Below are 26,741 nucleotides of genomic sequence, written 5' to 3' on the forward strand. Positions count from 1 at the left end.
CTTACGGAGGTCTAGGCAAGCAAATGTGCGCGGTCGATCAGCCATGCCGCAAGGACGCTGTCGCCGACTTCGAACAGATTCTCGAAAAAACGGCGCTCCGGCACATAGGCGACGAATTCCTCCTCGCCGGCTGCGTCCAGCATCACCTTGACGAAATTGCCCTGATACTCGATGCCGAGGATTGTCGCCGGCACCGACGCCATGTCCTGCTCGGACAGTGCCGTGCCCTTGCGGAAGAGCTCGACATCGTCGCGCCGCACCGCGATGTCGATCGCCTGGCCGGCCTCCAGCCGGGCACCGGCGTGCATCGGAATCTGAATGCCGGCGATCTCGGGGCTGGCGATCATCGCCCGCGTGCCGTTGATCTTGCCGACCTTGCCGCTGAGCACATTCTGCCCGCCGAGAAACTCCGCAACGTAGCGATCCTTGGGCGCGGCATAGATTTCGCGCGCCGGACCGGACTGCTTGATCTTGCCGTTTTCCATGACGACGACCATTTCGGCGAGGGCGATGGCCTCGAGCTGGGTGTGCGTGACATGGACGAAAGTGATGCCGAGTTCGCGCTGCATGCGCCGCAGTTCTGCGCGCATCCTGATGCGCAGATGTTCGTCGAGCGCCGACAGCGGCTCGTCGAGCAGCAGCACCCGCGGTTCGGTGATCGCCGCGCGCGCAAGCGCCACGCGCTGCTGCTGGCCGCCGGAAAGCTGCGCCGGGAGACGATCGAAAAACCCGGTCATCCGCACCTTCTCGATCATGGCGTCGGTCTTGGTGTAGCGCTCGGCCTTCGACAACCCGCGAACCCGGAGCGCGAAGGCGATGTTGTCGCGCACCGTGAGATGCGGAAACAGCGCGTAGGACTGGAACATCATAGCCGTGCGGCGCTCGACCGGCGGCAGGCCGACGACGTTCTCGCCGCCGATCATGATCTCGCCGACGGTCGGATCCTCATGGCCGGCAATCATGCGCAGGATCGTGGTCTTGCCGCAGCCTGACGGGCCGAGGATGCAGCAATAGGCGCCGTCCGGTATCTTCAGATTGACGCCGTCGACCGCATAGGCGAAGCCATCATAGCTTTTGGCGACGCCGGCAAGCTCGATATTGCCCTTGCCGAAGCTCATGCAGCACCTCCCTGCTGGCCGGCAGGCGCGCGCGCCTCACGCCGTTTCTGCATGAAGGCGATGGTGCCGAGGCTTGCCCCGATGACAACAAACGAGACGATCGTGGTTACGGTGCCAAGCGCATAGAGCGCCGGTGAGGTGATGTTCAGCGTCATGCTCCAGATCTCCAGAGGCAGCGTGTTGAGCGAGCCGGCCGTCTGCAGCGTCCGGGCAAATTCGTCATAGGAGAGCGTGAAGCCGAACAGCGCGACAGCGACGATGCCGGGCGCCAGCACCGGGATGACGACGAGCCGGATCGTCTGCCAGGGCGAGGCGCCGAGGTCGCGCGCCGCTTCTTCCCATGCGTGGTCGAAGCGCGACATGACGGCGAACATGACCAGCACGCCGAAGGGCAGCGTCCATGAAAGCTGCGCGCCTAGTGCGGAGGTGAACAGGCTTGCGTCGATGCCGACCGCGTTGAAGATGAGCCCGACACCAATGCCGAGCACCAGGCCAGGAGCGACCAGACTGCCGATCATCAGATAGAAGACGACCGTGTCGCCGGCGAAGCGCTTGCGAAAGCCAAGCCCGGCCAGGAACGACACGAGCACGGTCAGCACCGTGACCACGATCGCAAGCTCGAACGAGCGCTCGAAGGAGCCTTTGACGTCACCGGTGCGGACCTGCGTGAACAGGTCGACGAACCAGTGCAGGGACAGGACCTTCATCGGGAACACCAGCCCGCCGCGCAGATCCTGGAAGGACAGGATGTAGATGCAGGCCATCGGCCCGTAGAGCGCCAGCAGATAGAGCGTGAACAAGGTGGCAAGCACGTAGAAGGTCCACGGCCGGCGGCCGCCGGCCGGCGCGATCGCCCGGCTCCTGCGCGCCGGTGCGCTGGCTGAGGTAACGTCCGAGATACGGGCCAGGCTCATCGCGTAATCTCCTTGCGGATGTCGACGAAGCGCAGGATCAGGCCGACCGTGATGACGAGGATTATCGTCAGCAGAACAGCACTCGCCGCGGCGGTCGGATATTGCAGCACCGAGATGTCCTCGTAGAAGGCGCCGACGACGGAGGCCGAACCACCGCCCGACATCACCTTGACCACGAAGAAGTCGCCCATGACGATCGAGATGACGAAGATCGAGCCGAGCGCGATGCCGCTTTTCGACAGCGGCACGATGATCAGGCGCATGATGTCGAAACGGCTGGCGCCGGCGTCGACCGCGGCCTCGACGACACGTTTGTCGATGCGGCCCATGGCGTTGAAGATCGGCACGATCATGAAGATGGTAAGCTGGTGGACATAGGCGACCACCACCGCGAAGCTCGAAAACAGCAGGAATTCGAGCGGCTGGTCGATCAGACCGAGCCTGATCAAGGCCGCGTTGACCAGCCCTTCCTTGCCGAGCAAGGGGATCCAGGAAATCATCCGGATGATGTTCGAGGTCCAGAACGGCACGGTGCAGAGCAGGAACAGCCCAAGCGCAAGCAACGGGTTCCTGACATGGAAGACGAGGAAATAGGCAACGAAAAAGCCGATCAGCAGGCTGAAAAACCAGGTCAGCACGGTGAACTTGATCGTCTCGTAATAGAGATTGAACGTCAGTCCCGAAGTCAGGATCTCGGTATAATTGTCGAGGTTGAAGGCCGGGAACAATCCGCCAAAGCCGTCGGTCTCGAAGAAGCTCGCCGCCACCACGGCGATCAGCGGCAGCACGAAGAACGGGATCAGCACGACGACGAGCGGCGCCACATAGGCCCATCCGGCCAGATTTCGCTTGAACGCAGCGCTTTGCGCCATCGCGGCTCTCCGAAGATTTTCGGATGAAGGTGTGGATCGGGCACGGCGCGCCCGATCCGGTTGCAGCATCTCAAGCGACCTTGAAGTCGTTCCAGCGCTTGTTCATGTAGGCCGCCTCGTCCATGAGCGTGTTCCAGCACGAGATGTTCTTGACCCGCTCGAGGAAGGAGCCGCCATCGCGCACCGTGCCTGCCTTCTCCATCGGGATGCCATAAGGATCCTTGATCTCGTCGGGAGCAGGCTTGCCGTCGTACCAGTAGTCCCACTCGGCGGCGGTGAGGAACGGCTTGGCCTTGGTCGGCACCGGGCTGTAGTAGCCGTAGCGGGCGACGAAGGCGCCCTGCCAGCCGGTATAGTACCAGTTGATGTATTCGTAGGCGGCGTCGAGCTTCTTGCCGGTGAGGTGCTTCATCAGGCCCATGCCGTTGCACCAGCCGCGATAGCCTTCCTTGTCGCCCTTCTTGTTGACCGGCGCGTAGACGCAAGGGATCTCCTTGACGCGCACCGCGGCGACGGCTGGCGACCACATCGACTGGATGATGACCTCGCCGGCCGCCATCAGCTGCACCGACTGGTCGAATGTGGTCCAGGTGGCGCGGAAGTGGCCCGACTTCTTCAGCTCGATCAGCTTGTCGATGGTGAAGTCGATCTCGGCCTTGGTCATGTTGCCCTTGTTGGCGTATTTGATCAGGTCGGCGCTCTCGAAACACAGCGCGGCGTCCATGATGCCGATGGCCGGCACGTCGAGGATCGCCGCCTTGCCCTTGAATTTCGGATCGATCAGTTCCTTCCATTCGGTGACCGGATGGCCGACCAGGTCGGGTCGGTAGCCGATCGAATCCGCATTGTAGACCTGCGGCAGGAACGTCGCCCAGTCGGTGACACCGTCATGCAGCTCGGTCGCGTCCGGCGTCTCTATGTACATCGCCTCGTAGGGCGAAATGCCCTGCCGCGACACGACGGCGCCGTCGATCTCGCCCTTGGTGAAGATCGGCAGGATGTTGTCGAACTCCTTGATCTTCTTGATTTCGATGCCCTGGATAACGCCGCGCTTGGCGGCGAGCTTGGCCTGCCAACCCTCCAGATCGGCGATATCGACCGAATTCGGCTGGGTGATGAAGCGGTTGATGGCGGCCGAGGTGTCGAGATTCTGCATCGTCACCTTGAAGCCGAGATCCTTGGCAGCCTGGTCGCCGATGGCCTTCACCACCGAGTAGGAAACACCGAGATGGCGCAGTTCAATGTCCTTGATCTCCTGGGCCCAGATCGTCGGAAAGCCGCCGATCGCACCCGATCCGACGGCCGCGCCTGCAGCCGCCGCGCTGCCTTTGAGAAACTTTCTTCTGGTCAGTGAGTTCGTCGACTCTTTCACCTGTTTCATGGTCAAACCCTTCCCCTGCATGCCGAACCTGTCGTCGGCAATCCACATTCTTTCGATGTCTGGCTGCCTGCTGGGGGCAGGATATATTTTTTGTGCGGGCCGCCAAATTAGAAGTAAAAATTCCAATCATAAGCCAGGCAAATCTGCCGACGATATGAGCACGGGCAAGCACAAACCTGCCAAAACATATGCAGAAACCTCAGTTCCCTGGGTTTTTTTGCCAGAAGATTCAGCAAATTGGCGATTCTGTTGCGCGAAGACGCGCAGTAGCCGAATGAAAAGTAACTTCGATGCGCTATGGCCGAGGCCACCGTGCTGAATCTAAGAACACACCTTGTAAACGTTTCAGGTTCGAAAGGGTCTTGAGGGGCACGTCCTTCTGGCAGTTCCAGATTGTGCGACTTTGCCCTGGCAATTTTTATAGCATGGCTCCAGTTCGGCTGGACGTCGCATCTTCAGATTGCCTCTGCAGCATTCTCGATCGGGCGCTCGAACCATCCCATTGGCACGCTTGCGGCAACCACATCGAGCGGCTAGAACGATGTCGCCGCTGTCCCAGTCGTCGCCCTTCAGGCGAACCGGGAAACTGCCGGCCTGCATTTGCTCCTCGATCCTGGCACTGACCGCCTCCGACATCTTGCCCAGATTTCGAGGACTATCGACAGCACTGGTCGATTTTTCCCAGCTGGACTGAACAGATTTCACGATCGGAAACGCCGTCGGGCAGATGAAGATCGGAGCTTCCAGGAGACGCTGATACTACCCGGCCAGCCGATGAGCGGGCCGCAGCCGCGGTCTACGATCATGCGGCATCGTCCGGTTCGCCACGACGAGGCGCGCGAGCGCGCCGCCGAACTGCTCAGGCGTGTCCGCGTCAGCCATCCGGAGCGGGTGCTGGGCCTCTATCCGCACGAACTGTCCGGCGGCATGCGGCAGCAGGCCAACATCGCCATCGCCATTGCGCTCGACCCGCCGCTGCTGGTGCTGGACGAGCCGACGACGGCGTTGGATGCCAGCGTCCAGTCCGAGATCATCGCCATCCTGCAGGATCTTCGCAGGGACCACAAAACCAGCGTTCTTCTGATCAGCCACGACATCAACATGATCCGCCGATCCTGCGACCGGGTGGCGGTGATGCAGTCGGGAACCGTGGTCGAAAGCGGCGCCGCCGGCGATGTCTTCGACAACCCAAGCCATGCTTACAGAAAGGCGCTCATCGCCTCGATCCCGGCACTTAACTACACCAAGCGGGACGGAAGGCTGGCTGAGACGGATGGACCCGATCCGACGGCGACAATCTCGGATGAAAATGCCGGCTCGCCAAAAGAACGTCAGATCGCGATCGCCTGCAAAGGCATCAGCCATTCCTTCGGCAGCCAGCCAGTGCTGCACGAGATCGACGTCAGCATCGGCTTGGGCGAAACATTCGGGCTGATCGGCGAGTCCGGTTCCGGCAAGTCGACATTGGCGAGGATCGTCACCGGCCTGCAGATCCCAAGTACCGGATCGGTCGCGCTGTTCGGCAAGACGGTCGTACCGCGCGTCGAGAAGAGAAATCTTGGCGAACGACGCGACGTGCAATGGTCTTCCAATCACCGGACCGCACGCTCAACCCACGGCAAAAGATAGGCAGGATTTTGGGCCGCCCTTTGCGGCGGCTTGCCGGTCTGCGCCGCCGCGACGTGAAGCAGCACGTCAGTGATTTGCTTGCTTCGGTTCGTCTGGCCAGCAGCACGGCTGAGCAAAAGTCGCGGTCGCTGTCCGGCGGCCAGCGACAGCGAGCGGCCATTGCGCGCGCCTTCGCCGGCGTGCCGAAAATCGTCGTGCTGGACGAGCCCACCTCGGCGCTCGACGTTTCCATCCAGGCGACCGTTCTCAACCTTCTCAACGACCTGCAGCGGGACAAGGACACGACCTATCTGTTCATCAGCCAGGACCTCAGGGTCGTACGCTACATGGCTGACAGGATCAGCGTGCTCTATCGCAGCCGTCTCGACGAGACCGGTTCATCCGACCAGATTTTTCGCGGCCCCAATCATCCCTATACGAAACGAAACTCCTGCTGGCGGCGTCCTCGGATGAGACCGCGCCGAAGATCTCGGCTCAGCTCGACATTACGGCAGCCGATTTCCCGAGCAGCGGATGTTCTTTCGCCGATCGGTGCCCCCGAGCTCTCCCCGACTGCAGAAAATCAGAACCGCCGGTCAGGCAGGTCGGCGACGGTCATCTGATCGCATGCTGGCGGCATGGCGAAAGCTTCTGACATTCGAATCATCAGCATTCTGAAGGAGCAACAGGCCTGGCGTTTGCTACAAAGCGGGGATGCACGTGCAAGCTTTGGCCTGACTGAATGTTAGGAGCGCGACCCTTTGCGGCCCCCACGCGCACGATCCATCACGAGGGGTTACGCGTCGCCCAGTACGACTGAGGTCGGCCGGACGGTTTATATGCCGTGCAAAAGTCGTAGAGACTCCAGAGGCCGACAATCCCGACGCTTTTCAGGAGCGGACCTTCGTTTGTCATCCGGAACCGACCTAAGCGGGACGTATAAAATCGAGCCGTATGGCGGTCGGCCCGCTAGAAATCGCATCCCGCTCTGGTGCCAATGGCAAACAATCAACCGACCTTGACGAGATTCAGGTTCGGAAGGGGGCCGCCAGGAAACTGAGCGAGCTTGCCGCCGATCGCCAGCGAGCCAAGATCGATCCCCACGAATCCGATCCGCTCGATCAGGGATGCGACCTCTGCCTTGGCCGCGATGTCGTTGCCCGAATAGAACAGCACGCGCCGACCGCCGTCCGAACGTGGATCAGTGGCCAGTAGCTCTGCACGGAGGTGATTGAAGGCCTTCACGACGCGGGCTCCGGGCACGAGATCTGCAAACGCTTCGCTCGACACGCGGCCGCCGAGGTCTGCGGGCTTGAACAGCGGTGCCTCGATCGGATTGTTTGCATCGATTACAATGCGCCCTGTCCAGTCTGGAAGGCCTGCCATCGCCGCCGGGAGCTTCGTCCAGTTAACAGCCACGAAGACGATATCGGCGCGTGCCGCTTCGTCGCGGGTGCCCGCCTTGATGGATGGCCCAAGCTCGCGGACCAGATCCTTGAGTGAATCCGGGCCGCGGCTGTTGGAGATTGTGGCCTCGACACCCGCCCGGCCCAGCGTCCCTGCGAAGGCGGTGCCAATCGCGCCCGAGCCAATGATACCAATGGTCATTTGATGTTCCTTTCAGAGTCGGAGACGGACGCGGTTGAACGTACCGGCACGTGCTTTCACGCTCGATTTCAGTTGACTGGTGCGGTACCGAGCTGCTGCATCAGCGAGAAGAGATTGGCGACGCCCCAATGTTCGGCGATCCGCCCATCGCGCACGCTCATGACGTCGACGGTCTCGAATTGAATTTTTCGGCCCGTCGGCGTCACCCCAAAAAACGCTCCCAGATTCGTTCCGTGATAGGTCTTGTAGGTCGTCACCCGGTCGCCATCGGCAAGCTGCCAGTGGATTTCGGCGTGGAAGTCGGGGAACGCGGCGCGAAGGACTTTGTACAGCTCTCTCGCGCCTGCCTTGTCGGGCGTGCGGCCCGGTTGCGGTGTGTGGTCGACGAAGTCCTCGGCGAACAATTCATCGAACACCGCGAAATTGCCGCCGCCCTGCACTTCTTCGGTGTTGCGGCGAACGACCGCTTTTGCGGCTTCGCTTGCGTTGCTGCTGGTCATGACATGCTCCGATCGGTTGAGGGTTCTGCGCTCTGTCATGTGCGACGCCGCTCAGGCACCGCCGCCCGCCTTCTGACCGAGCAGCTGCAGCTCCCAGGCGAGCGCGATACCGGTGCCACCGCCATGCTCAAGAAACATCTCAGCCCCCATCCTCGCCGTCTCTTCGCGGGCCCAGTCGCGCTGCAATTCACCGGCCACCGCCATCCACGTGATTGGAACGACGCCTGCCATCACCATGCGGCGCACTGCCATGTCGTGCGCTTCCGCGCTCACGCCGCCTGACGCATCGGTGACCGCGTAGACCTCGTAGCCTTCGCCCGCAGCCTGGATGGCCGGCATGGCGAGACAGATCTCCGACCAAAGCGCCGCCATAATGATCTTCTTGCGGCCCGTCTTCTTCACGGCATCGACAACGCGCGCATCTTCCCAGGTGTTGATGAAGGTGCGGTCGATCGGCTTCTGATCCGGGAAGACATCCTGCAGGCCCTTGATGAGCTTGCCGCCGCGGTCCTCAAGGACGGTAGTCAGGATCGTCGGCACGCCGAAGATTTTGGCCGTCTTGGCCAGCGCGATGACGTTGTTCACGATCATCGTGGGTTCGTGGCTGTGCAGATTGGCGAATTGGAACGGCTGGTGGTCGATCAGCACCAGCACCGACTCTTCCGGGGTCAGCAGGGCGTTGAGGCCGTTCTTGGGAGCGTTGGACTGGGTGGGCATGGGCGTTGTCTCCGGTTGGCACTGCGTTGTGTGTCACCTAGCTATCGCCCTTTTATTGGCCTATAATTAGTCCGCAATGACTTGCAATTCTTACAAGCATCACTTGAAAAAAGCCCATGGAGACACTGGCCAACCTCGAATCCTTCGCCCGCAGCGCGGAAGCCAGCAGCTTCTCGGTTGCAGCGCGAAGGCTTTCCCTGACCCCGGCCGCGGTCAGCCGTAACGTGGCGATATTGGAGCGCAATCTCGGTGTCCGGCTGTTTCAGCGAACGACCCGGAAGTTGACTCTGACCGAGGCCGGTGAGCGCTTCCTGCTCGCAATGCAGGATCATATGCAAGGCCTGCAGGCGGCGATCGCGGACGCTGCCACCGATCGCGGTGAGCCCGCTGGTGTGCTTAAGGTCAGCATGGGGTTGACGTTTGGCGCAGATTACATCCTGCCCCTGTTGCCAGGCTTCCTCGCGCGCTATCCCAACATTCGCCCGGACTGGAGGTTTGAGAGCCGGCAAGTCGATCTGATTGCAGAGGGATATGACGCGGCCATCGGTGGCGGTAACGACTTGGCGCCGGGCTTGGTGACACGCACGCTTGCGCCCTTGCATATCATCGCTGTTGCTTCGCCAGCCTATCTGAAAGGCAGGAAGCGGCCTGGCGATCCTTCGGGGCTGGCCCTCTTCGACGGTATTGTCATGCGCTCCACGCGGACGGGACGAATCCGCGAGCGCACCATGCGCGACGCCGCCGGCGCGGAAACTATTGCGACACTGAAGGAGACGATCGTACTCGACGATCCCGAGGCGATGTGCCGGGCGGCACTGCTCGGTCTCGGCGTGACGCTTATCGCCGTGCCACATGCTCTTCCGCATCTCGAAAGGCGCGCGCTCGTGCGATTGTTGCCACAATGGTACGCCGACGGCGGACCGATCTCGATCTACTATCCCACCCGAACATTGCTCCCCGCCAAGACCCGCGTCTTCGCCGACTTTGTCGTCGAGGGCTTTCGTCGTGATCGCCTGGCGGAGCGCTTCGCCGGAAGCCTCGGCTAATTGCATCGACCTTCGCTCGGACCGGGTTGATCTTGTGGCGTGATGCGAATTCGGCTTTCAGACTCCCAAAACTCAGTCTGGAAGATGCCGCCATTTCACCATCCGCTTGCGCAGATCGACGACTTCGCCGTCTACTGTGAAGGACCCGTCTCCCCTGTGGTGCAATGTCCGCCGCTCTTTCCGGTCGAGATCGATCCAGATCCGGAGCGCCTCCAGAAGGAAAAGGTTGTAGGTTTCGACCATGCCGTCATCAGCAATTCGGCATTCGATATTGGCGAGACATTCCCCGATAAGTGGCGGCCCTACGTCCCGGGCGGATAAGGGCGACAGCCCGAATTTCCCAAATTTGTCGACCTCGTCGCCCGAGCAGTTGCCGATATCGATGACTGTGCGCGCAAGATCGACCGTTGGGATAGCGATCACGCATTCGCGGCTTTCGCGCAATGCGCCGTAGCTGTGGTCCCAGGGTCCGATGACGCATCCAATCAGCGGCGGCGCGTGCTGGACCATCATGTGGAAGCCCATCGTCATCACGTTCGGTTTGCCGTTTAGAGCAGTCGTGACCAGGACGATGGGGCCAGGCTCAAGCAGTCGGTAGGCATGGGATGCAGGCATTTCCTTCATTGGAGCTCTCCTTGCGATTGGACGCCCCCACAAGATCCTGAGCCGCGACGACGAGCCAACAACCGCTGACGCGCGGCACTATGCTGCTCGACATCGACCGCCGGGTCAGCGCGACTTCAACTCCAGACCGCCAAACACTGTTTCAATGACCGCCTCGATGTAAGCGTCGGGGATGTCGGAGTTAACGTACGGAACGAGGAGCCGGTGATAGATCGGCCCATATAGAGTGTCGAGCACGACATCCGGATCCAATCCGGGTCTCAGTTCACCATTGGCTATGCCACGCCGAACGATCTCACGGGCAATCTGTCGCCGTGGCTCGACCCAACGCATCTTCACGGCATCCAGCAGCCTCTCATCGGTTTGGGCACGCCCCAATAGCGGCCGCATGATCCTGCCCTGTTGACCGCGGTAAGCCCGTGCGAGCAGTTTCATCGACGCTGCAAAACTCTCGCGGGCAGTCGCCTTTTCCTGGATTGGCGCCGCCTTTGTAACTTCGGCGAGAAACGCATCCATCACGACTGCCGAGACATTCGGCCACCGGCGGTAGATGGTCGTCTTCGCCACGCCAGTCCGTTCCCCGATGCCTTCAATCGTCAGCGCGTCGAATCCTACCTCTTCGCCCAGTTCCAGCGCAGCGCGGAGAATCGCTGCCGTCGCATCGGCGCCGCGTGGGCGCGGGTGGGCGACCTTCACCGCTCGCAATCGAACATTCCTTTCCATCGTTCCCTTCCTGCAGTCCATCTGGCCAATGCAAGCGGGCAGACTTGGCGTCGCTGATCCCGCGTAAAATCCGCGAATCGGCTTGACAAGTGTACGCTACGTATCGTAGTTGACAAGTGTACGCTACGTATCGTAGCTTTTAAGTGAACAACCTGGGCAAAGCACGGTACTCCGCGGATCCTGCGATCTATGTCACGCATGACCAGGTCGAGGCCATGACCATGGCCGACCGGATTGTGGTGATGAATGGCGGCCATGTCGAACAGGTTGGCCGGCCGCTCGATCTCTATGATGACCCGCAGAGCATGTTCGTTGCCGAATTCATCGGCTCGCCATCGATGAACCTGCTGAAAGGCCGCTTCGACAGCGCCGTCGGACGGCCTGTCTTCAAGACCAATGATGGCATCGTGCTGCCGCTGCCCGGCAGCGTTTCAAGGCCGTCCGGTACGGAAGCGATCTACGGCATCAGGCCGGAATATTTCACCATCGCTACGGCAGGCTCCGGCATCCCGGCCCGCATCGTGGTGGTCGAGCCCCTCGGCCCCGAAACGCAGGTGACCGCGACCGTCGGCGGACAGACCGTGGTGACGATGTTTCACGAGCGGATCAGCGTGCAGCCCGACGAGATCATCTGGCTGCAGCTACAGACCGATCGCGTCTGCCTGTTCGACACCGCTGGACGGCGGCTAACTTAGAATCTGTCAAAATAGCAACAACGAACGCCTTGAAGAAATGCGCGCGGTTACGACGAGCGGCCGTAGACCAGATGGCACCACGCGCTTTCTTGTCGGTGGTCTGCGAGATACCATCCGGCGACCGAGCGACCGAACAACGGCAGGATCACCAACGGCGTCGCCGAAGGCCGCCGCAATGCCTTCCAGATTACGCGGTCGATCGGTTGGCTTCGCCCTCGGCGATTTTTCAGCGCTGCGCTATTTGTACGACCGGCATGTCGAAGCCGTGGTCGGTGTCCAAATCATCCTGTTTGCACGTCGTTGCCGCCCTTTACCGCATGCATTGACCATAGGACTTCCAGCCTTGCTGTAGTGGCGTTATGCATGGCTGATCGCAGTCTGATCGACGAACGGTAGAAATTGGAACTCGGAAAACAGGCGTAGGATCGTTCCCTTCTGTCTTTAGATGGTCCTGCGGGAAACTACCACCTGCGTGCCATGGGTTTAGCGAAGCCCAGCCCTCCATATTGGTGCACGTATCTGGTAGATATGACGATTTTATTCATTGTATCTTGACGCATAATGATCCCGCTCGATACCCCACGGCCATTGCCGCTCCCGATCAGGCAAGCGTGAATTCAAATTGTCTATAGTAGCAAGTGGTTGCGGGACTCTTCTCTGTAACGGCACGAAGGCGACAAACCGCAGACGTCCTGGCCACATATCTCTCGCCAGGATGCCGGCAGATCGTGGGGGAAAGCGATCATGGCAGGCAAGTGATCAGCATCACAAATCCATTATCCGCCCCGCTACCGCTGCTTGCACCAAGCGATCGGCGAGAATGGCCAGGAAGGCGATCGACAGGCCGGCGATCAGCCCCATGCCGGCATCGGCCTTGCCCAGCGCTACATAGACCGCTTGTCCGAGATCGCGCGTGCCGACCAGGGCGGCGATGGCGAGCATCGACAGTGCCGCCGTGATGGTCTGGTTGAGCCCCAGCATGACGACAGGCAGCGCTAGCGGCAGCTTGGCCTGGAACAGCGTCTGCACCGGGGTCGCGCCCATCTGTTCGACCGCCTCGACGACATCGGCCCGGACATGGCGCAAGCCGTGCTCGACATAGCGAATCGGCGGCACGATAGCATAGAGCATGATGGCGATCAGTGCTGTGAACTCACCGACCTTGAAGAACATCAGCGCCGGGATCAGGAAGACGAATTGCGGCATGGTCTGCAGCGCGTCGCAAACCGGCTTCATCACGCGCGAAACCCGCTCGCTGTAGGCGGCCCAGACGCCGAGCGCGCCGCCAATGACAAGGCAAAGCAGCACCGCCAGCGTGCAGAGATAGAGGGACTGGACGAGCGCTCCCCACAGCCCGTTGACGAGGATCAGCAGGAACCCGGCGGCGGCAAAAAGCGCCAGCCGAAGGCCCGCGACCTGAAAGGCGAGCAGGGCAATGCCGAGGATGAAAACCGGCCAGGGAAAGCCTAGAAAGCCGGTGTAGAGCAGCGTGCCGGCGACCAGCAGCGCCAGTGCCGGCCGCCAGTTGAAGCGATGCAGCAGCAAGGCGCAGGCGAGCAGGACGGCGACAGCATAGGTCGCGTTCGCGGTCGGCGAGAGCGTGAACCCCCAGATGGCGGGAACCGCAGCCCCCGATATGCCGATCCTGAGCGGCAGCAGCAAGCAATAGAGAACGCCGTTGCGTAGGCCGTCGAAGAACCAGGCATAGTCGCGCACGAGGCCCAGCAGCCATTGATTGATGCCGCCGACCTGCATGCGCAGCCCAGTGGCGGGCAGCAAGGTTTCGTCCGGCCACAAGAGGCGTATGGCAATCGCCAGCACCGCCGCGAGGACCAGGACAATTGCCAGCCGGCGATCGGTCATCCATGTCATGACCGCCGTCGGCCCGGTCGGACGCGCCTTGGCAAAGCCGATCGTCAGCCGGTCGATGAGGATGGCGAGCAGCGCGATCACCAGGCCCGACAGGATGCTCTGGCCAAACTCGGCCTTGCGCATCGATGACAGCACCTCCCAGCCGATGTCCTCGAAGCCGCCGATGATGGCGGCGACGATGACCATCGACAATGCGGCCATCGTCGTCTGGTTGAAGCCGACCAGAATCTGCGGCAGCGCGGTCGGCACTTCGACATGCCAGAATTGCTGGCGGCGCGTGCAGCCGCTCATCAACCCGGCCTCGCTGATATCGGAAGGCACGCGATCGAGGCCGAGCAAGGTGTTGCGCACCATCGGTGGCGTCGCATAGATGGCGCTGGCGATCAACCCGACCACCGGGCCGAAGCCGAACAGCAGCAGCAGCGGGATGAGATAGGCAAAGGCCGGCACGGTCTGCATCAGGTCAAGCGCGCCGAGCAGCATCGGACGCAGGCCGGGCTTAGCATGGCCGAGCACGCCAAGCGCGAAGCCGAGCACGGTGGAGATCGGCACGGCGAGCAGCACCAATGACAGCGTGCTCATGCTTTGCGGCCAATAGCCGGCCAGGAGTATGTAGGTCAAAGCCAGCAAGGCAAAGGCCGCCAGCCTGATGCCGCTTGATTTCAGCGCCAGCGCCGCCACCGCCAGCATCACCGCCGGCCATGGCAGCCAGACCAGGACGAGACGCGCGCCACGCATCGGCGCTTCGAGCGCGGCGGAAAGGGCCCGGAACGCCGGCTGGACGACGGTCACAACAGCGTCGGTGACCGCGTTCACCCCTGCCGCCAGCGGCAAGGTCCATTCCTTGGGAAACGTCACCAGCCAGGGGAAATCGGTCTTGAGGACGAGGCACAGCGCGGTCAGCGCGATCAAGGCGCACCAGGGCAGAAGGGCCGGCTCGATTGTGACCCTCGGCGAGGATCGAAACGATGCGGCCGGCGCCGTCATGACCGGGTCCGCCTTGTCTGTTCCCGCTCCAGCACGGCAAGGACAGCACTTGCGGTCAGCAGCGCCGGCGGGCCGGCGCCCTCACCCGGCACGTTGAACGCGCGAACGCCTGAGGCCAGCCGTGGAATGAGGTCCTCCAAGCTGGCATCGGCAGCGACGCTCTCCTCGGGCACGGCTGCCCCGTTCAGCGACGTCGCGAGATCGCCGGCTTTGATGACGCGCAGCAGTGGCATGTCCTCGGTGAACTGCGCGACATAGTCGTCGGCCGGGTTGAGGACGATATCGGCCGGGCGGCCGATCTGGACGATCTTGCCGGCCCGCATGATGGCGAGCCGGTCGGCCAGCCGGAAGGCTTCAGCCATGTCGTGGGTAATGAAGACGATCGTCTTCTTCAGCATCCGTTGCAGGCGCAGGAATTCGTCCTGCATCTGCCGGCGGATGAGCGGATCGAGTGCGGAGAACGGCTCGTCTAGGAACCACAGTTCCGGGCCGACGGCGAGCGAGCGGGCGATGCCGACACGCTGCTGCTGGCCGCCTGAAAGCTGATGTGGAAACGAGGCCTCGCGGCCTTCGAGACCGACCAGCGCAATCATCTCGCGAGCACGGGCTTCGCGCTCCTTCACCGGCTTGCCTTGGATCTTCAGCGGGAACGCCACATTGCCCAGAATGCTGAGATGCGGCAGCAGGCCGAAATTCTGGAACACCATGCCCATGGCGTGGCGGCGCAGTTCGATAAGCTCCTTGCCGGTGGCCTTGAGCAGGTCCTGGCCGTCGAGCAGGATTTCGCCGGCGCTCGGCTCGACCAGCCGCGACAGGCAGCGCACGAGCGTCGACTTGCCGGAGCCGGAGAGCCCCATGATGACGAAGATCTCGCCGGCCGCGACCTCGAAAGTGGCGTCGACCACGGCCGGCAGATGCGCTTCCGAGCGCAGCCGCTCGGCCAGCGCGTCCGGCTCGATGATGTAGCCGCGCGAGTCGAAATAGTAGGCGGGGCGCCGCCCATAGACCTTCCAAACATTGCGGCAGGCCAGCTTGATTGATGGGGCGGCGGCGTTCATTGCGTGAAGCCCTCGTGCGGCCAGAACCCGGCCACGCATCGATGCGAAGCCGGGTTGGCAAATCGACCACCGCTCGAGCGGCGCGACATCGAGGCGTTTACCCCTTGGCCGCGTCGACCCAGGACTTCCAGACGGTTTCGTTCTTGTCGACCCATTCCTTGACGACGGTGTCGAGGTCCTTGCCGTCCTTGTCGACGGCTAGCATCATCTTCTGCTGTTCGGTGGCGTCCATCTTGAACGCCTTGAGAAAGGCAAGGGCAGCCGGCCATTTGGCGCCGAAGCCGGACCAGACGATCTTGTCGACATCGGGCGGCGTGATGCAATGTTCGTTGCTCTGGTCCTTGCAGGGCGGCATCTTGATCCAGCCGACGTCGTTTTCCGCCAGCGCGTAATGCGGCCCCCAGAACATCATGACCAGCGGCGACTTCGCGGCCTCGGCGGATCGGAGCTCGGCGACCAGCGCGCCTTCCGACCCCGCCGGAACGGCGGTGTAGGGCATGTTGTTGTCGGCCAGGATGGTCGCGGCACGCGACCCCCAGTCGGCCGGATAGTCGAGGAAGCGGCCGTTGGGCGCCGTCTCGGGCGTCGACAGCGCCTGCACGCATTCGGGCTTGGTCAACGCCGACCAGTCGGGCAGGCCCGGGCAGATTCTCTCCATGAATTTCGGATAAATCCAGCCCTCGCGCGTCTCGAGGTCGAGCTTGCCGATGTCCTCGATCTTCTTCTCGGCCAGCACCTTCGGATAGATGTCGCCGACATTGTTCAGCCAGATTTCGACCGAGGCGCTCAGCGTGCCGTCGGCAAGGCCGGAGAATTGCGGGAAGTTGCCGGCCGTGACGTATTCCACTTTGTAGCCGAGCTTCTCCAGGAGCTGGCCGGCGATATGCGTGGAGACATGCGCGCCGGTCCATTCGAGCATGGCGAGCTTGATCGGCTCATCCTTGGCGCCGATTTCGGCGGCTCCCCCTTGAGCGTTGGCTGCAAGCAGAAGCGCCAGCCCGATGCCGGCGCCTTTCAAGACAATGGTCCTTTTCATATCAGTTCCCCTGTCGGTTGGACTTTCCTTGTGTCATGCCGGCCTCCTCCGATGAAGGCCGGAACCATCCCGCAAGAACGCTACCACAGTGCTCCGCCGGTGATTTGTATGTTTTCCATGGTGATGCCCTTGGCCAGGTCCGAGCATAGGAAGACGGCCAGAGCCGCGATCTCCTGCGGCTGCAGCATGCGCTGCTGCGGATTGCCCCTGGCGATGTCGGCCATCGCTTCCTCTGCTGTGCGCCCCTTGCCCTCGCGCTCGACGACCTGCGCCACATTGCGGCGCATCAGTTCGGTCTCGACCCAGGTCGGACTGATCATCACGCAGGTGACCCCGCGTGCGGCCCCTTCCAGCGCCACGCAGCGGGTCAGGCCGAGAAGTCCGGCCTTGGAAGCGCAATAGGCCGGATTGTCCTTCCAGCCGACGGAAGCCGCCGTCGAGCCGATGTTGACGATGCGGCCCCAGCCGCGCCCGATCATGCCGGGCAGCACGGCACGGGTGGCGCGGAAGGCGCCGGTGAGGTTGGTGTCGACGATCTTGTCCCACAGCGCGTCGGAATGGCCGCAGACCGGCTGCTCGGCGGTGGTGCCGGCGGCGTTGACCAGAATGTCGGCGGGGCCGATGGCGGCTTCGGCGTCAGCCGCGAACCGATTGGTGACGTCGCTGTCGCGCACGTCGAGATGGGCGGCGTGGACCCTGGTGCCGTGGGCGGCAAGGGCTGAACGCACACGCGCGATCTCGTCGGCGCCGGGATAGTAGGCGGCATCGGCTTTCTCCGTGCCGGCCGGCGCGATGTAGGAGCCGACGGCGACATTCGCTCCGGCCTCGGCCAACGCAGTGGCAATGGCAAAACCCATCCCGGAGAACCCGCCTGTAACGATCGCGCTGCGGCCGGAAAGGGTCTTCATCGCGTGCATTCTCCATTCAGTTTGGCAAAGGCAACATAGGCCGGCAGGATTTGTCGATCACACCGCAAGGTAGCCTCCATCGACGACCATTTCGGAGCCGGTGACGAATTTCGATTCATCCGAGGCGAGGTAGAGGACCATGTAGGCGATGTCGTTGGGCTCGCCGAGGAAGCCCAAGGGATGACGGGCGAGCGCGCTGGCTTTCTCCTGTTCCAGCGTGCCGAGGTCGCGCAGATAGTTTTCGGTCTGCGGCGTCCAGATGTAGCCCGGGTGGATGGAGTTGCAGCGGATACCGTAGCGCCTTTCGGCGCAGTGCACGGCGACCGCCTTGGTCAGCGTGCGCACGCCGCCCTTGGAAGCACAATAGGCGGCAAGTTCGGCCTCGCCGATGATGCCGTCGATGGACGACAGGTTGATGATTGAGCCGCCACCCGTTTTCTTCATCAGGGCGATGCCTTGCTGGCAGCCAAAGAAGACGCCGTCGAGATTGACGGCCATGGTGCGCCGCCATTCCTGCAACGAGGTATCCTCGATGTTCCTGGCGATGGCGATGCCGGCATTGTTGACCAGCACGTCTAGCCGACCGAACCTTTGCTTGACCGCTTCCATCACCGGCGGCCAGTCGTCAGGATTTGAAACGTCGTGACGGAGATGGAGGCTTTCACCACCATTTTGAACGATCAGTTCGGCGGTCTGCCGGGCCAAGGCATCATCAATATCGGTAACGACCACCCTGGCGCCCTGAGCCGCGAGCAGCAACGCGGCCGCCCGACCGAGGCCCAAGCCGGCTCCGGTGATGAGTGCAACCTTGCCTGCGACGCGGCTCACGACATCATGTCCCCTGGAGTGGTTTGCCGAGCCATTCGCGATAGAAGCCTTCGAGGTCGGGTTCGAAATCGTGCACTATGGGATAACCAGGTGCCGCCGCTTCCACCTCGTGCAGCGTGCCGCACTCAGGGCAGATGAATTCGCGGATTTCCATCCATTCGGGATCCGGAAGGTCGCTGTTCGGATAGATCTCGCGCAGCGATTGCTCGGTGTTGCGGACATGAATAGCGGCGTTGAGCTTCCAGTTCTTGCGATAGTCGCCGAAGGAGTGGCCGCATTCGCACCGGGTTATCCGCTCGTCACCGCTCTGGCAGATGAACAGGTGATCCGAGACCGGCAGCAGGATCGGGTCCTTCCAGACGACACGATCCTGATAGACGGCGACCATCTTGAAGAAGCGGTCATCGTCCTTGTAGGCGCTCATGATGCGCCTTGTCTGCGGCCAGGGCAGCTGGCCAGCAGCCAGATCGCGGATGACTTCCTTGCTGTACGAGGTCATGGCTTTGCTCCCGGCATGAAGATCGATCTGGCGTCGACGTTCCAGAACTCACTGAAATCCCTAGTGAAGCGCGACGACAGCTTGATCGCGCTGGCGTACATTTTCTTCACCTCAGGGGCGAAGTCGGCCTTCTCGACACGGCCGCGCTCCTTGGCGATCCAATCCACCACCGGGATCGCCTTGGCCAGACGCTGCTTGCGCATGGCGGCGCGACGCTCGACCGTCGCGTCGATATCGGCAATGGGATAGCCGTCTTCATCGTCCTTCAGCACGATGCCGAACACCTGGTCCGCCGCTTGCCGGGTGAGAAAACCGTTCTCGACATCCCAGGCCGTCTTGATCGGATCGCGCTCCAGCACGTCGCCATAGCCGCCGCCGCCATTGTAGCAATGGCTGAAGATATCGCCGGATTTGTGCGGCGAGGTGATGTAAGGGCCCTCGACCACAGCATGGTCGCCGCCGATGTTCTTCTCGTAGTCGGAGACATGCGGATCGATACCAGGCGCATGCGCCAGCGGTTCGCCCTTGGCGGCCAGTTCGTGGATGTTGGAATTGCGCACAGCGCGGTGCTTCTGGCAGGTCGGCGCCGGATAGCCACCGCACATGCCGCCATTGTCGAACACCCTGGAGGAATGCTCCGAGGTGTGCAGCCGCAGATGTGAGGTCTTGTTGATCAGCCAGGTCGAGACGAAGGAGCAGCCGCCGCGATATTTGCCGGCGCCGCCTGAGTTGGGCGCGATCGAACGGCCGATATAGACCATCGGCATCGACTGTTCCCAGACCTCGATGTTGCCCATGTCGGATTCCGGGTTCCAGCCGACATAGGCGGTGTCGAGACCGTCCTTGATGGCGAGCGCGCCGGAGCCGGCGGCAGCGCATTCGAAATGCGCCATGCCGAACGGCGTGCCGTACTGGCTCTCGCCGCCCATCTCGATCATCGGGCTGTTGACCTGGCCGACGAAAGCTTCCTCCACGTAACCGCGCGCTACGAAGCCGCGTGACAAAAGCCGCTGGAAGACGCCATAGGCCGGCAGCAGCAGCGCCCATGAGGTGGCGGTCGCCACCATCTCGTTGTCGGGGTTGGTCCAGGTGCCGTGCGGCAGTTTCAATTCGGTCGCCATCCAGGCGCCGTCATTGACCAGCCCTTCGAAATTCATGTGCTGGGTCAAGGTGACGAACATGCCGCCATCCATGCCGGCCGGCGTGCAGTTCATCGAATGGTAGCCCCAGGGCTGGGTGCCCTCGAAGTCCATGGTGATCTTGCCGTCGGTGGAGATCTCCATCTCGATCGGGATGTTGTAGAGCCAGTCCGGATCGCCGAGCAGCTGGAAGCCGGGCTTGCCGGCGGTGACGTGGCCGTAAAAGGTGTGGCCGCGATAGATGCCCGGGACTGTGAGCTGGCGGGTGCGGGCGAGCTGGGCGCGACGCCCTTCCTCGATGAACTCTTTCGACACCTTCATCCAGTAGTCGAGGCCGATCTCGGAGATCAGCTGCTTGACGCTTTCACGCATGTCGATGCAGGAAGCGACCTTGGCCTTCTCGTCCAGCACCCAGTAGATTGGCATGCGCAGATTGCGTTCGCAGCGGATCACATAGTCGCGGCGGATCTCGTCATTCTCGCCGATCTTTTCGGCGCAGACGAACAGGCCTTCGGTGAAGCGCTCCTGCGCCAGGCAGACGTCACCGCCAGGGGTGATGCCACCCGCTTCCAGCTCGTGGCAGACAGCACCCGCCCAGCCGACCAGCGTGCCGTCATAGAAGATCGGCACCACGTCCATAACGTCGGGCACCTGCACGGTGCCGATGAAGGCATCATTGTTGGCGAAGATATCGCCTTCGCGGATACGCGGGTTTTCCTCGTAATTGTTCTTGATCATCCATTTGATGAAGCGGCTCATCGTATGGACGTGCACCATGATGCCGTTGGAGAGCGCGATGGCATCGCCCTCGGGCGTATAGATGGCGACCACCATTTCGCCGACCTCGCGCACGCCGGGCGAGGCCGAGATGCGGCGCGCCATTTCACGGGCCGAGACGCAATAGGCACGCAGCTTGGTGTGCAGCGTCTCGAATTTCAGCGGATCCTGGTTGCGCAGCATGAGTTCCGTGATGCCGTCATAGCAGCCGGTCTCTTCCATCAACCGCTCTGAATCGAGCAGTCTTTCGCGAAGGCGCAGGGCCGAGGCAGGTTTGTCCAACATGGCGGTCGCCCTCTCAAGCGTGGGTGTAGTGCAGCAGCGTCCATTCATCGACATGGACGCGGTCCTGCGGATGAACGACAAGCGTGGTGGCGGGATGTTCGATGATGGCCGGGCCGATCACTTCATGGCCGGGCTGCAAGAGATCCATCTCGTAGAGATTGGCCTTGTGCCAGCGCCCGCCAATATAGGCCTCGCGCACGCCCTTGTGAGCGGATGCCGGATTGGAGGCACCGAGCGACCGCTTGAGCAACACCGGCTTGACCTTGTCGGCGGTGGCGATCAGCCCGAGTTCGGTGATGGTGAAGCCTGCTTCGCCATAGCGCGAAACGCGGTGATTGACCTTGGCGTAGACCGCCTCGAACTCATCGAGGACCTTGCGCATGTCGTCGGCTGAGTTGACCTCTGCGAGCGGCGCCATGACCTCGACATCCTCAAGCTGGCCGGTGTAGCGCATCATCAGGAACGGCACGGTCCTGATCTTTTCGCGAGCGTGGCCGTCGGCGATCATTTCGTCGACCGCTGCCTTGGTCAGATCGTTCCAGACCGTGGTGACCTTGGCGCCGAAGCCGGCAAGCGTCGCCTCGTCGGCACGAGACGGGATGTCGTGCTGCGTCGACACCGAATGCCGGCGCATGAAATCGGCGGTGGTGCAGCCAAAGGCGGAGAAGGCAGCGGCAAACTGGAAGGTGATGATATCCTTGAAGCCGATGCCCCTGGAGCAGCCGGCCAGATGCAACGGACCCGAGCCGCCGTAGGACAGCAGCGTGAACTCCGAGGGGTGAATGCCTTGGCCCGAGATGACGCGGCGCAGCGCGTTGTTGGCATCGGACTCCAGCATGTCGATCATGCCTTCGGCGGCTTCCTCCAGCCCGACGCCCAATATGTCGGAGCATTTCTCCTGGAAGGCGCGGCGGGCCTTCTCGACCTGCAGCACGACCTTGCCGCCGAGGAAGTAGTGCGGGTTGAGACGGCCGAGGATGGCGTCGCAATCGGCGATGGTCGGCTCGGTGCCGCCGCGATCGAAACAGATCGGGCCGGGGTCGGAGCCAGCGCTTTCCGGCCCGAGACTGACCTTCTTGGTCAGCGGGTCGACCTTGAGGATCATGCCGGCGCCGGCGCCAATCGTGTCGAGATGCAGCGTCGGCACGTTGAGCTTGAAACGGTCCATCAGCGGCTCGTTCTCGATCCGCGTCTGGCCGCGCGTGATGACGCCCATATCGAAGGACGTGCCGCCCATGTCCGAGCAGATCAGCGAATCATTGCCGATCAGCTTGCCGACATAGGCAGCACCGAGGATGCCGCCGATCGGGCCGGAGATCATGGTTTCATGCAGGCGCGGGTGGTTGATCGAGGTCAGGCCGCCGAATGAGAGCAAGGTCTGGACGCCATATTTGAAGCCGTATTTCTTCGAGACGTCCTCGATACCCCTAAGCTGCTTGCGGCCGCGCGAGGTGGCGTAGGCTTCGATCAGCACCGAGTTCAGCCGCGACTGCTCGCGGATGACCGGGCGGATCTCGTGGCTTGTGTAGACGGTGATCTCGGCACCCGCCTTTTCGATCTCATCGCGGCAGATCTCGGCGATGCGTTTCTCGTGCACAGGATTGACGTGCGAGAAGATGGTCATGATGCAGATCGCCTCGACCTTGTCGGCGATCAGTTTCTTCGCGGCGGCTGAGACCTCATGTTCGTAGAGCGGCAGCACGATGTCGCCGAACTGGTCGATGCGCTCGGTGACGCCATGGGTGCGACGCCGCGGCACCAGCGGATCGGGATGGTGGTGGGTGACCGCATGCAGCCGGTCAGCGTAGGAATAGTCGGCCCAGGCCTGCAGGCCGCGGCCCATCAGGATCATGTCTTCCAGGCCCTTGGTGGTGATTAGCCCGAGCCGGCGGCCAGTGCGCGACAACAGCGTGTTGAGCATGCCGGTGCCGGAATAGAGCACGACATTGACGCCGGAAAACAGCGATTCCAGCGATATGCCCCAGGCGTCTGCCGCGTCCTCGGCCGAGGCCAGAAAACCCTCGGCTTCGTTCTTCGGAGTGGTTGCCGACTTGCCGATCTTGAAGTGGCCCTCCTGATCGACAAGGATCGTATCGGTCATGGTGCCGCCGGCGTCGATACCGATGACGATCGGATTGCCAATGATTGGCGGGTTGCCAACAATGGGGCCGGTGAGGTTGGGTTGGGTCACGGTCGCCTCGGGATCTGGTCTAAGTTGACGCTAGGCTAGATTCGACGGGCGGCATCGCGCCATATGCCTAAAGACACAATGACGGCTGGGCTGATATCGCTGAGAAAAGGGCATGCGCATGGGCACTATCTGGGCGCCGCTCGCCAAAGCGATCGCCGCCACCGGCACGGACAGGCATGTCGACTGCCTGATCGACCTGATCGGCGCGGACATCGAGCACGACCTCGTCACCGTGACGCGCTATTCGGCGACGCAGACGCCGGAATTCGTCAAGCACCGGCGCTTCTCGGACGAGATGGTCCAGCGCTACCTCGCCAGCTATTATGTCTTCGATCCGTTCTATGCCTCGTGGCGGCGCGAGCGAAGGCTGGGCATCATGCCGCTGAAGCGGCTTGCCGACGACGAGGCAAAGCGCGGCCAATACATAGCCGGCTTCCTGGCACAGTCGGAAATCTGCGACGAGGTCGGCATCATGCTGGCGGATGGCGGCGACTGGTGCCTCGGTATCTTCCTCGACCGCTCGACGATGTCGTTCAAGGACAGCGAGATCGCCTTGCTGGATGAGCGGCTGCCGGTGTTCGAGGCGTTGCACGCACTCGACATCAAGGCGCGCGGGGCCGAGTTCTCGCGCACGTCGGCGCCGACAGGCCCCGGCGCCTCGCCGCAGCAGGAGCCAACCATCCCGGCGAGCCTGTGGCCAGAGCTGTCGCTGCGCGAGCGGGAACTTGTCCAGCTGATCCTGGCGGGTCACCCGACGGCGAACATCGCCGAGCGTCTCGGCATCACCGTCGGCACCGTCAAGAACCATCGCCGGCGCATCTACGAAAAGCTCGACATCACCACCGAGCGGGAACTGTTTTTGCAGTTCTTCCAGTATCGGGAATCTGCGAACTGACATGCTGCCTCGGAGGTTGGAAGGCGACGTCTTTTAGCTCGCTTATCTCGCTCTAGGAACGGGTGCGCCGAGCTCGATGAGCCCCTCTCTCCTGAGATCGGTCCAGAGAGCCGGGGGAATAGTCTCGCGCAGATAGCCCAGGTTCTGCTTCAGCTCCTCGGCGGACCGAGCGCCGGGGATGACGCTCGACACCATGGGATGGCCGAGCGGGAACTGCAGGGCGGCCGCCGGCAACGACACATGATGGCGGGCGCACAGCGCCTCGATGCTGCGAACACGCTCGAGCACGGGTTCCGGCGCCAGCCTGGTGTTGAAGGTCGCGCCCTTGACCGCTCCCGTTGCCAGGATGCCTGAATTGTAGGGACCGCCGATGATGATCTTGGTGCCGCGCTGCTCGCACAGCGGCAGCAAACTCGCCAGCGGTTCCTGCTCGAGCAGCGTGTAGCGGCCGGCTAGCAGGAAATAATCGAACGCACCGGCTACGACGAAATCAGATAGCATCTGCCACTGGTTGATGCCGACACCGACCGCCTTGATGACGCCTTGCGAACGCAGTTCGTCGAGCGCCGGATAGGCGCCGTCCATGGCTTCCCGGAAGCGGCTTCTGGCGTAGGGGTCTTCGCCGGGGCCGAAATGAATGGCCTCGTCCGGGTCGTGGATCGAAACCATGTCGACATAGTCGGTGTCGAGGCGCTTGAGCGTGCCTTCGAGCGAACGCATCACCGCATCGCGCGAATAGTCGAACTCGGCGCGGAACGAACCGGGCTGATCCCACAGCGCCGGTTGAAGGTCCTCAGGCGGGATCGGCACGAGGTCGTAGCCGATCTTCGACGAGATGACGATGTCCGCGCGGGGCAAGGATCTGATTGCCAGCCCGAGCCTGGTCTCGCTGACACCGAAGCCGTAGACCGGCGCGGTGTCGAAATAGCGGATGCCGTTTTCAAAGGCGGCATGAACCGTCTTGACCGCCGCTTCCGTGTCGACGGCGCGGTACATATTGCCCAGCCCGGTGCCGCCGAGCCCGATCGTGCTCACTTTCAGGCCGTTTTTCGCGACAGCCCTGAATTCGATTTCTGCCATTTTCGCTTCCTGTGATCCGTATCGTCCACCTGCCGGTCAAGCGGCAACCTTTCCGCACCGTGTTCGAACCCAAAAAGGCCCGTCGCAAATCGGCGTCGAAAAAGCATTGACACAAAAGTTGTCATATAACAATGTAACCAGACGACAAAAGCGGCAACCCGCAAAACGAAGAGGGAGGAACCAAGTGGACGACGAAACGAAAAATCAGATGGTGAACGCCGCCATCAGCCGGCGCAGCGCTTTCGCACTGGCCGGGAAACTCGGTCTCGGTGCCGCCGGCCTTGCCAGCGGACTGGGTGGCCTTGGGGGCGGCATCAGTGCCGCCAGGGCGGCGGATTCATCGGCCGGCCTGCCGAAGAAGCCCTACAAGTTCCACTTCGTCTGCCATGTGACGCTGGACCAGTTCTTCACGCCGACGGTCTACGGCATCCAGGACGCCTGCGCCGCCTTCGGCTGCAGCTATCAGTGGACGGGTTCGCAGAAGAACGTCGTCTCTGAAATGGTCAGCGCCATGCAGACCGCGATCGCGCAGAAATCCGACGGCATCGCCGTCTGCCTGGTCGATCCGACGGCTTTCGATGCCGCTACCGACATGGCTGCCCAGGCCGGCATTCCGGTCGTCGCCTTCAACGCCGACGTTCCCGTCGGCAGCCCCAACAAGCGGCTGTCCTATGTCGGCCAGCCGCTCTACCAGTCCGGCTATAACTCGGCGCTGAAGTGGCTGAAGCTCATCCCCAAGGGCGGCCACGTCATGCTGTCAATCGGCGTGCCCGGCTCGCTCAACACCCAGCCGCGCCTCGACGGTTACATCCAGGCGATCAAGGACAGCGGCAGCGGCGTCACCTACGATGTCGTCAACACCGGGCCGGATCCGGCAACGGAAATCTCGCGCGTCGAGAGCTATTATCTCAGCCACAAGACCGTCAATGGCCTGTTCGGCACCGGCGGTTCCGACACCTATGCCTGTGGTTTTGTGTCCAACAAATACGGCCTGGTGAAAGCCGGTGGCGCCGTGGCCGGCTTCGACCTGTTCCCGCAGACGCTGGACTTCATCAAGGCCGGCGACGTCAACTTTACCACCGACCAGCAGGCCTATCTGCAGGGCTTCCTGCCGGTCCAGCAGATGTATCTCTACAAGCTCTCCGGCGGTCTCGTCGGCCCGGCCAACAGCGATACCAGCCAGGCCTATGTGACCAAGGACAATGTCGACGCCTATGTCGGCAAGTCCCGCTTCGAGGGTCGTAGCGACGTCGAGCCGACCTGACGCCTCCAACAGACGATCCCCTGCCCTTGCTGCGTCGTCCTGGCGATCACGCAGCAGGGGTCCGGCCTCCGCCGGGCCCCGCAGTAGGGCCGCCCGGTTGGGCACCCCAATGGCCC

The 26,741-nt window shown here is 62.3% G+C and carries 22 protein-coding genes and 1 pseudogene; 5 read left to right on the forward strand and 18 right to left on the reverse strand.

What is annotated here, in order from left to right; all coding sequences use genetic code 11:
- Positions 1-11 precede the first annotated feature (11 nt).
- From NKJ08_RS20225 to NKJ08_RS20240, 4 genes are all read right to left on the reverse strand, one after another.
- Positions 12-1,118 carry an ABC transporter ATP-binding protein gene (locus NKJ08_RS20225; protein ID WP_352782942.1) on the reverse strand — a complete coding sequence of 369 codons (1,107 nt, stop codon included), beginning with the start codon at positions 1,116-1,118 and terminating at the stop codon, positions 12-14.
- A complete protein-coding gene (locus NKJ08_RS20230; protein ID WP_352782945.1) occupies positions 1,115-2,032 on the reverse strand; it encodes an ABC transporter permease in 918 nt (305 codons plus the stop codon). Before NKJ08_RS20230 ends, NKJ08_RS20225 begins: the two co-directional genes overlap by 4 nt.
- Positions 2,029-2,904, reverse strand: coding sequence for an ABC transporter permease (locus NKJ08_RS20235; protein ID WP_352527283.1), 876 nt, complete (start codon positions 2,902-2,904; stop codon positions 2,029-2,031). The genes NKJ08_RS20230 and NKJ08_RS20235 overlap by 4 nt, the downstream gene beginning before the upstream one ends.
- Positions 2,905-2,974: 70 nt before the next feature.
- On the reverse strand, positions 2,975-4,285 hold the full coding sequence (locus tag NKJ08_RS20240; RefSeq protein ID WP_352527282.1) for an ABC transporter substrate-binding protein: 1,311 nt from the start codon (positions 4,283-4,285) through the stop codon (positions 2,975-2,977).
- Between the two features lie 600 nt (positions 4,286-4,885).
- On the opposite strand from NKJ08_RS20240, the pseudogene NKJ08_RS20245 reads away from it, so the two are divergent.
- Positions 4,886-6,516: pseudogene (locus NKJ08_RS20245) on the forward strand (ATP-binding cassette domain-containing protein).
- A gap of 385 nt (positions 6,517-6,901) precedes the next feature.
- On the opposite strand, the gene NKJ08_RS20250 reads toward NKJ08_RS20245, so the two are convergent.
- The 3 genes from NKJ08_RS20250 to NKJ08_RS20260 form a co-directional block, all read right to left on the reverse strand.
- The gene (locus tag NKJ08_RS20250; protein WP_352527281.1) at positions 6,902-7,501 is read right to left on the reverse strand and encodes an NADPH-dependent F420 reductase; all 600 of its coding nucleotides are present in this window, start codon (positions 7,499-7,501) and stop codon (positions 6,902-6,904) included.
- A gap of 68 nt (positions 7,502-7,569) precedes the next feature.
- A complete protein-coding gene (locus NKJ08_RS20255; protein ID WP_352527280.1) occupies positions 7,570-8,001 on the reverse strand; it encodes an ester cyclase in 432 nt (143 codons plus the stop codon).
- A 51-nt stretch (positions 8,002-8,052) separates the two neighbouring features.
- Entirely contained in the window at positions 8,053-8,718 is a 666-nt protein-coding gene (locus NKJ08_RS20260) for a hydrolase (RefSeq protein WP_352782950.1), read from the reverse strand.
- 116 nt (positions 8,719-8,834) lie between these two features.
- On the opposite strand from NKJ08_RS20260, the gene NKJ08_RS20265 reads away from it, so the two are divergent.
- Positions 8,835-9,764, forward strand: coding sequence for a LysR family transcriptional regulator (locus NKJ08_RS20265; protein ID WP_352782953.1), 930 nt, complete (start codon positions 8,835-8,837; stop codon positions 9,762-9,764).
- A gap of 72 nt (positions 9,765-9,836) precedes the next feature.
- Here NKJ08_RS20265 and NKJ08_RS20270 read toward each other — a convergent pair whose 3' ends face one another.
- Positions 9,837-10,388, reverse strand: a complete 552-nt coding sequence (locus tag NKJ08_RS20270) for a flavin reductase family protein (protein WP_352780482.1) — start codon at positions 10,386-10,388, stop codon at positions 9,837-9,839.
- 105 nt (positions 10,389-10,493) lie between these two features.
- Positions 10,494-11,084: a TetR/AcrR family transcriptional regulator gene (locus tag NKJ08_RS20275; RefSeq protein ID WP_352782967.1), complete on the reverse strand. Its 591-nt coding sequence runs from the start codon at positions 11,082-11,084 to the stop codon at positions 10,494-10,496.
- Positions 11,085-11,332: 248 nt separating this feature from the next.
- Here NKJ08_RS20275 and NKJ08_RS20280 point away from each other — a divergent pair, with 248 nt between their 5' ends.
- Complete coding sequence (locus tag NKJ08_RS20280; protein WP_352527275.1) at positions 11,333-11,806, forward strand: TOBE domain-containing protein; 474 nt, start codon at positions 11,333-11,335, stop codon at positions 11,804-11,806.
- A gap of 765 nt (positions 11,807-12,571) precedes the next feature.
- On the opposite strand, the gene NKJ08_RS20285 is transcribed toward NKJ08_RS20280, so the two are convergent.
- The 8 genes from NKJ08_RS20285 to NKJ08_RS20320 all read right to left on the reverse strand — a co-directional run bounded on the left by NKJ08_RS20285 (position 12,572) and on the right by NKJ08_RS20320 (position 23,338).
- Positions 12,572-14,665, reverse strand: coding sequence for an ABC transporter permease (locus NKJ08_RS20285; protein ID WP_352527274.1), 2,094 nt, complete (start codon positions 14,663-14,665; stop codon positions 12,572-12,574).
- Positions 14,662-15,723, reverse strand: a complete 1,062-nt coding sequence (locus NKJ08_RS20290) for a quaternary amine ABC transporter ATP-binding protein (RefSeq protein WP_352527273.1) — start codon at positions 15,721-15,723, stop codon at positions 14,662-14,664. The genes NKJ08_RS20285 and NKJ08_RS20290 overlap by 4 nt, the downstream gene beginning before the upstream one ends.
- 97 nt (positions 15,724-15,820) lie before the next feature.
- A complete protein-coding gene (locus NKJ08_RS20295) occupies positions 15,821-16,759 on the reverse strand; it encodes an ABC transporter substrate-binding protein (RefSeq protein ID WP_352527272.1) in 939 nt (312 codons plus the stop codon).
- An 80-nt stretch (positions 16,760-16,839) separates the two neighbouring features.
- Entirely contained in the window at positions 16,840-17,667 is an 828-nt protein-coding gene (locus NKJ08_RS20300; protein ID WP_352527271.1) for an SDR family NAD(P)-dependent oxidoreductase, read from the reverse strand.
- 57 nt (positions 17,668-17,724) lie between these two features.
- Positions 17,725-18,495 (reverse strand): glucose 1-dehydrogenase, encoded by a 771-nt coding sequence (locus tag NKJ08_RS20305; RefSeq protein ID WP_352527270.1) that lies wholly within the window; start codon positions 18,493-18,495, stop codon positions 17,725-17,727.
- A gap of 4 nt (positions 18,496-18,499) precedes the next feature.
- Positions 18,500-18,994 (reverse strand): acetone carboxylase subunit gamma, encoded by a 495-nt coding sequence (locus tag NKJ08_RS20310; RefSeq protein ID WP_352527269.1) that lies wholly within the window; start codon positions 18,992-18,994, stop codon positions 18,500-18,502.
- Complete coding sequence (locus NKJ08_RS20315; RefSeq protein ID WP_352527268.1) at positions 18,991-21,195, reverse strand: hydantoinase B/oxoprolinase family protein; 2,205 nt, start codon at positions 21,193-21,195, stop codon at positions 18,991-18,993. Before NKJ08_RS20315 ends, NKJ08_RS20310 begins: the two co-directional genes overlap by 4 nt.
- A 13-nt stretch (positions 21,196-21,208) precedes the next feature.
- Positions 21,209-23,338, reverse strand: a complete 2,130-nt coding sequence (locus tag NKJ08_RS20320) for a hydantoinase/oxoprolinase family protein (RefSeq protein ID WP_352527307.1) — start codon at positions 23,336-23,338, stop codon at positions 21,209-21,211.
- A 160-nt stretch (positions 23,339-23,498) separates the two neighbouring features.
- Between NKJ08_RS20320 and NKJ08_RS20325 the strand changes: the two genes are divergently transcribed.
- Positions 23,499-24,281, forward strand: coding sequence for a helix-turn-helix transcriptional regulator (locus NKJ08_RS20325; RefSeq protein ID WP_352527267.1), 783 nt, complete (start codon positions 23,499-23,501; stop codon positions 24,279-24,281).
- Between the two features lie 42 nt (positions 24,282-24,323).
- Here NKJ08_RS20325 and NKJ08_RS20330 read toward each other — a convergent pair whose 3' ends face one another.
- Entirely contained in the window at positions 24,324-25,361 is a 1,038-nt protein-coding gene (locus NKJ08_RS20330; RefSeq protein WP_352527266.1) for an aldo/keto reductase, read from the reverse strand.
- A 184-nt stretch (positions 25,362-25,545) separates the two neighbouring features.
- Between NKJ08_RS20330 and NKJ08_RS20335 the strand changes: the two genes are divergently transcribed.
- Positions 25,546-26,625: a sugar ABC transporter substrate-binding protein gene (locus NKJ08_RS20335; protein WP_352527265.1), complete on the forward strand. Its 1,080-nt coding sequence runs from the start codon at positions 25,546-25,548 to the stop codon at positions 26,623-26,625.
- Positions 26,626-26,741 lie beyond the last annotated feature (116 nt).

It is taken from the genome of Mesorhizobium sp. M0244 (genome assembly GCF_040321795.1).
Lineage (GTDB): Bacteria > Pseudomonadota > Alphaproteobacteria > Rhizobiales > Rhizobiaceae > Mesorhizobium.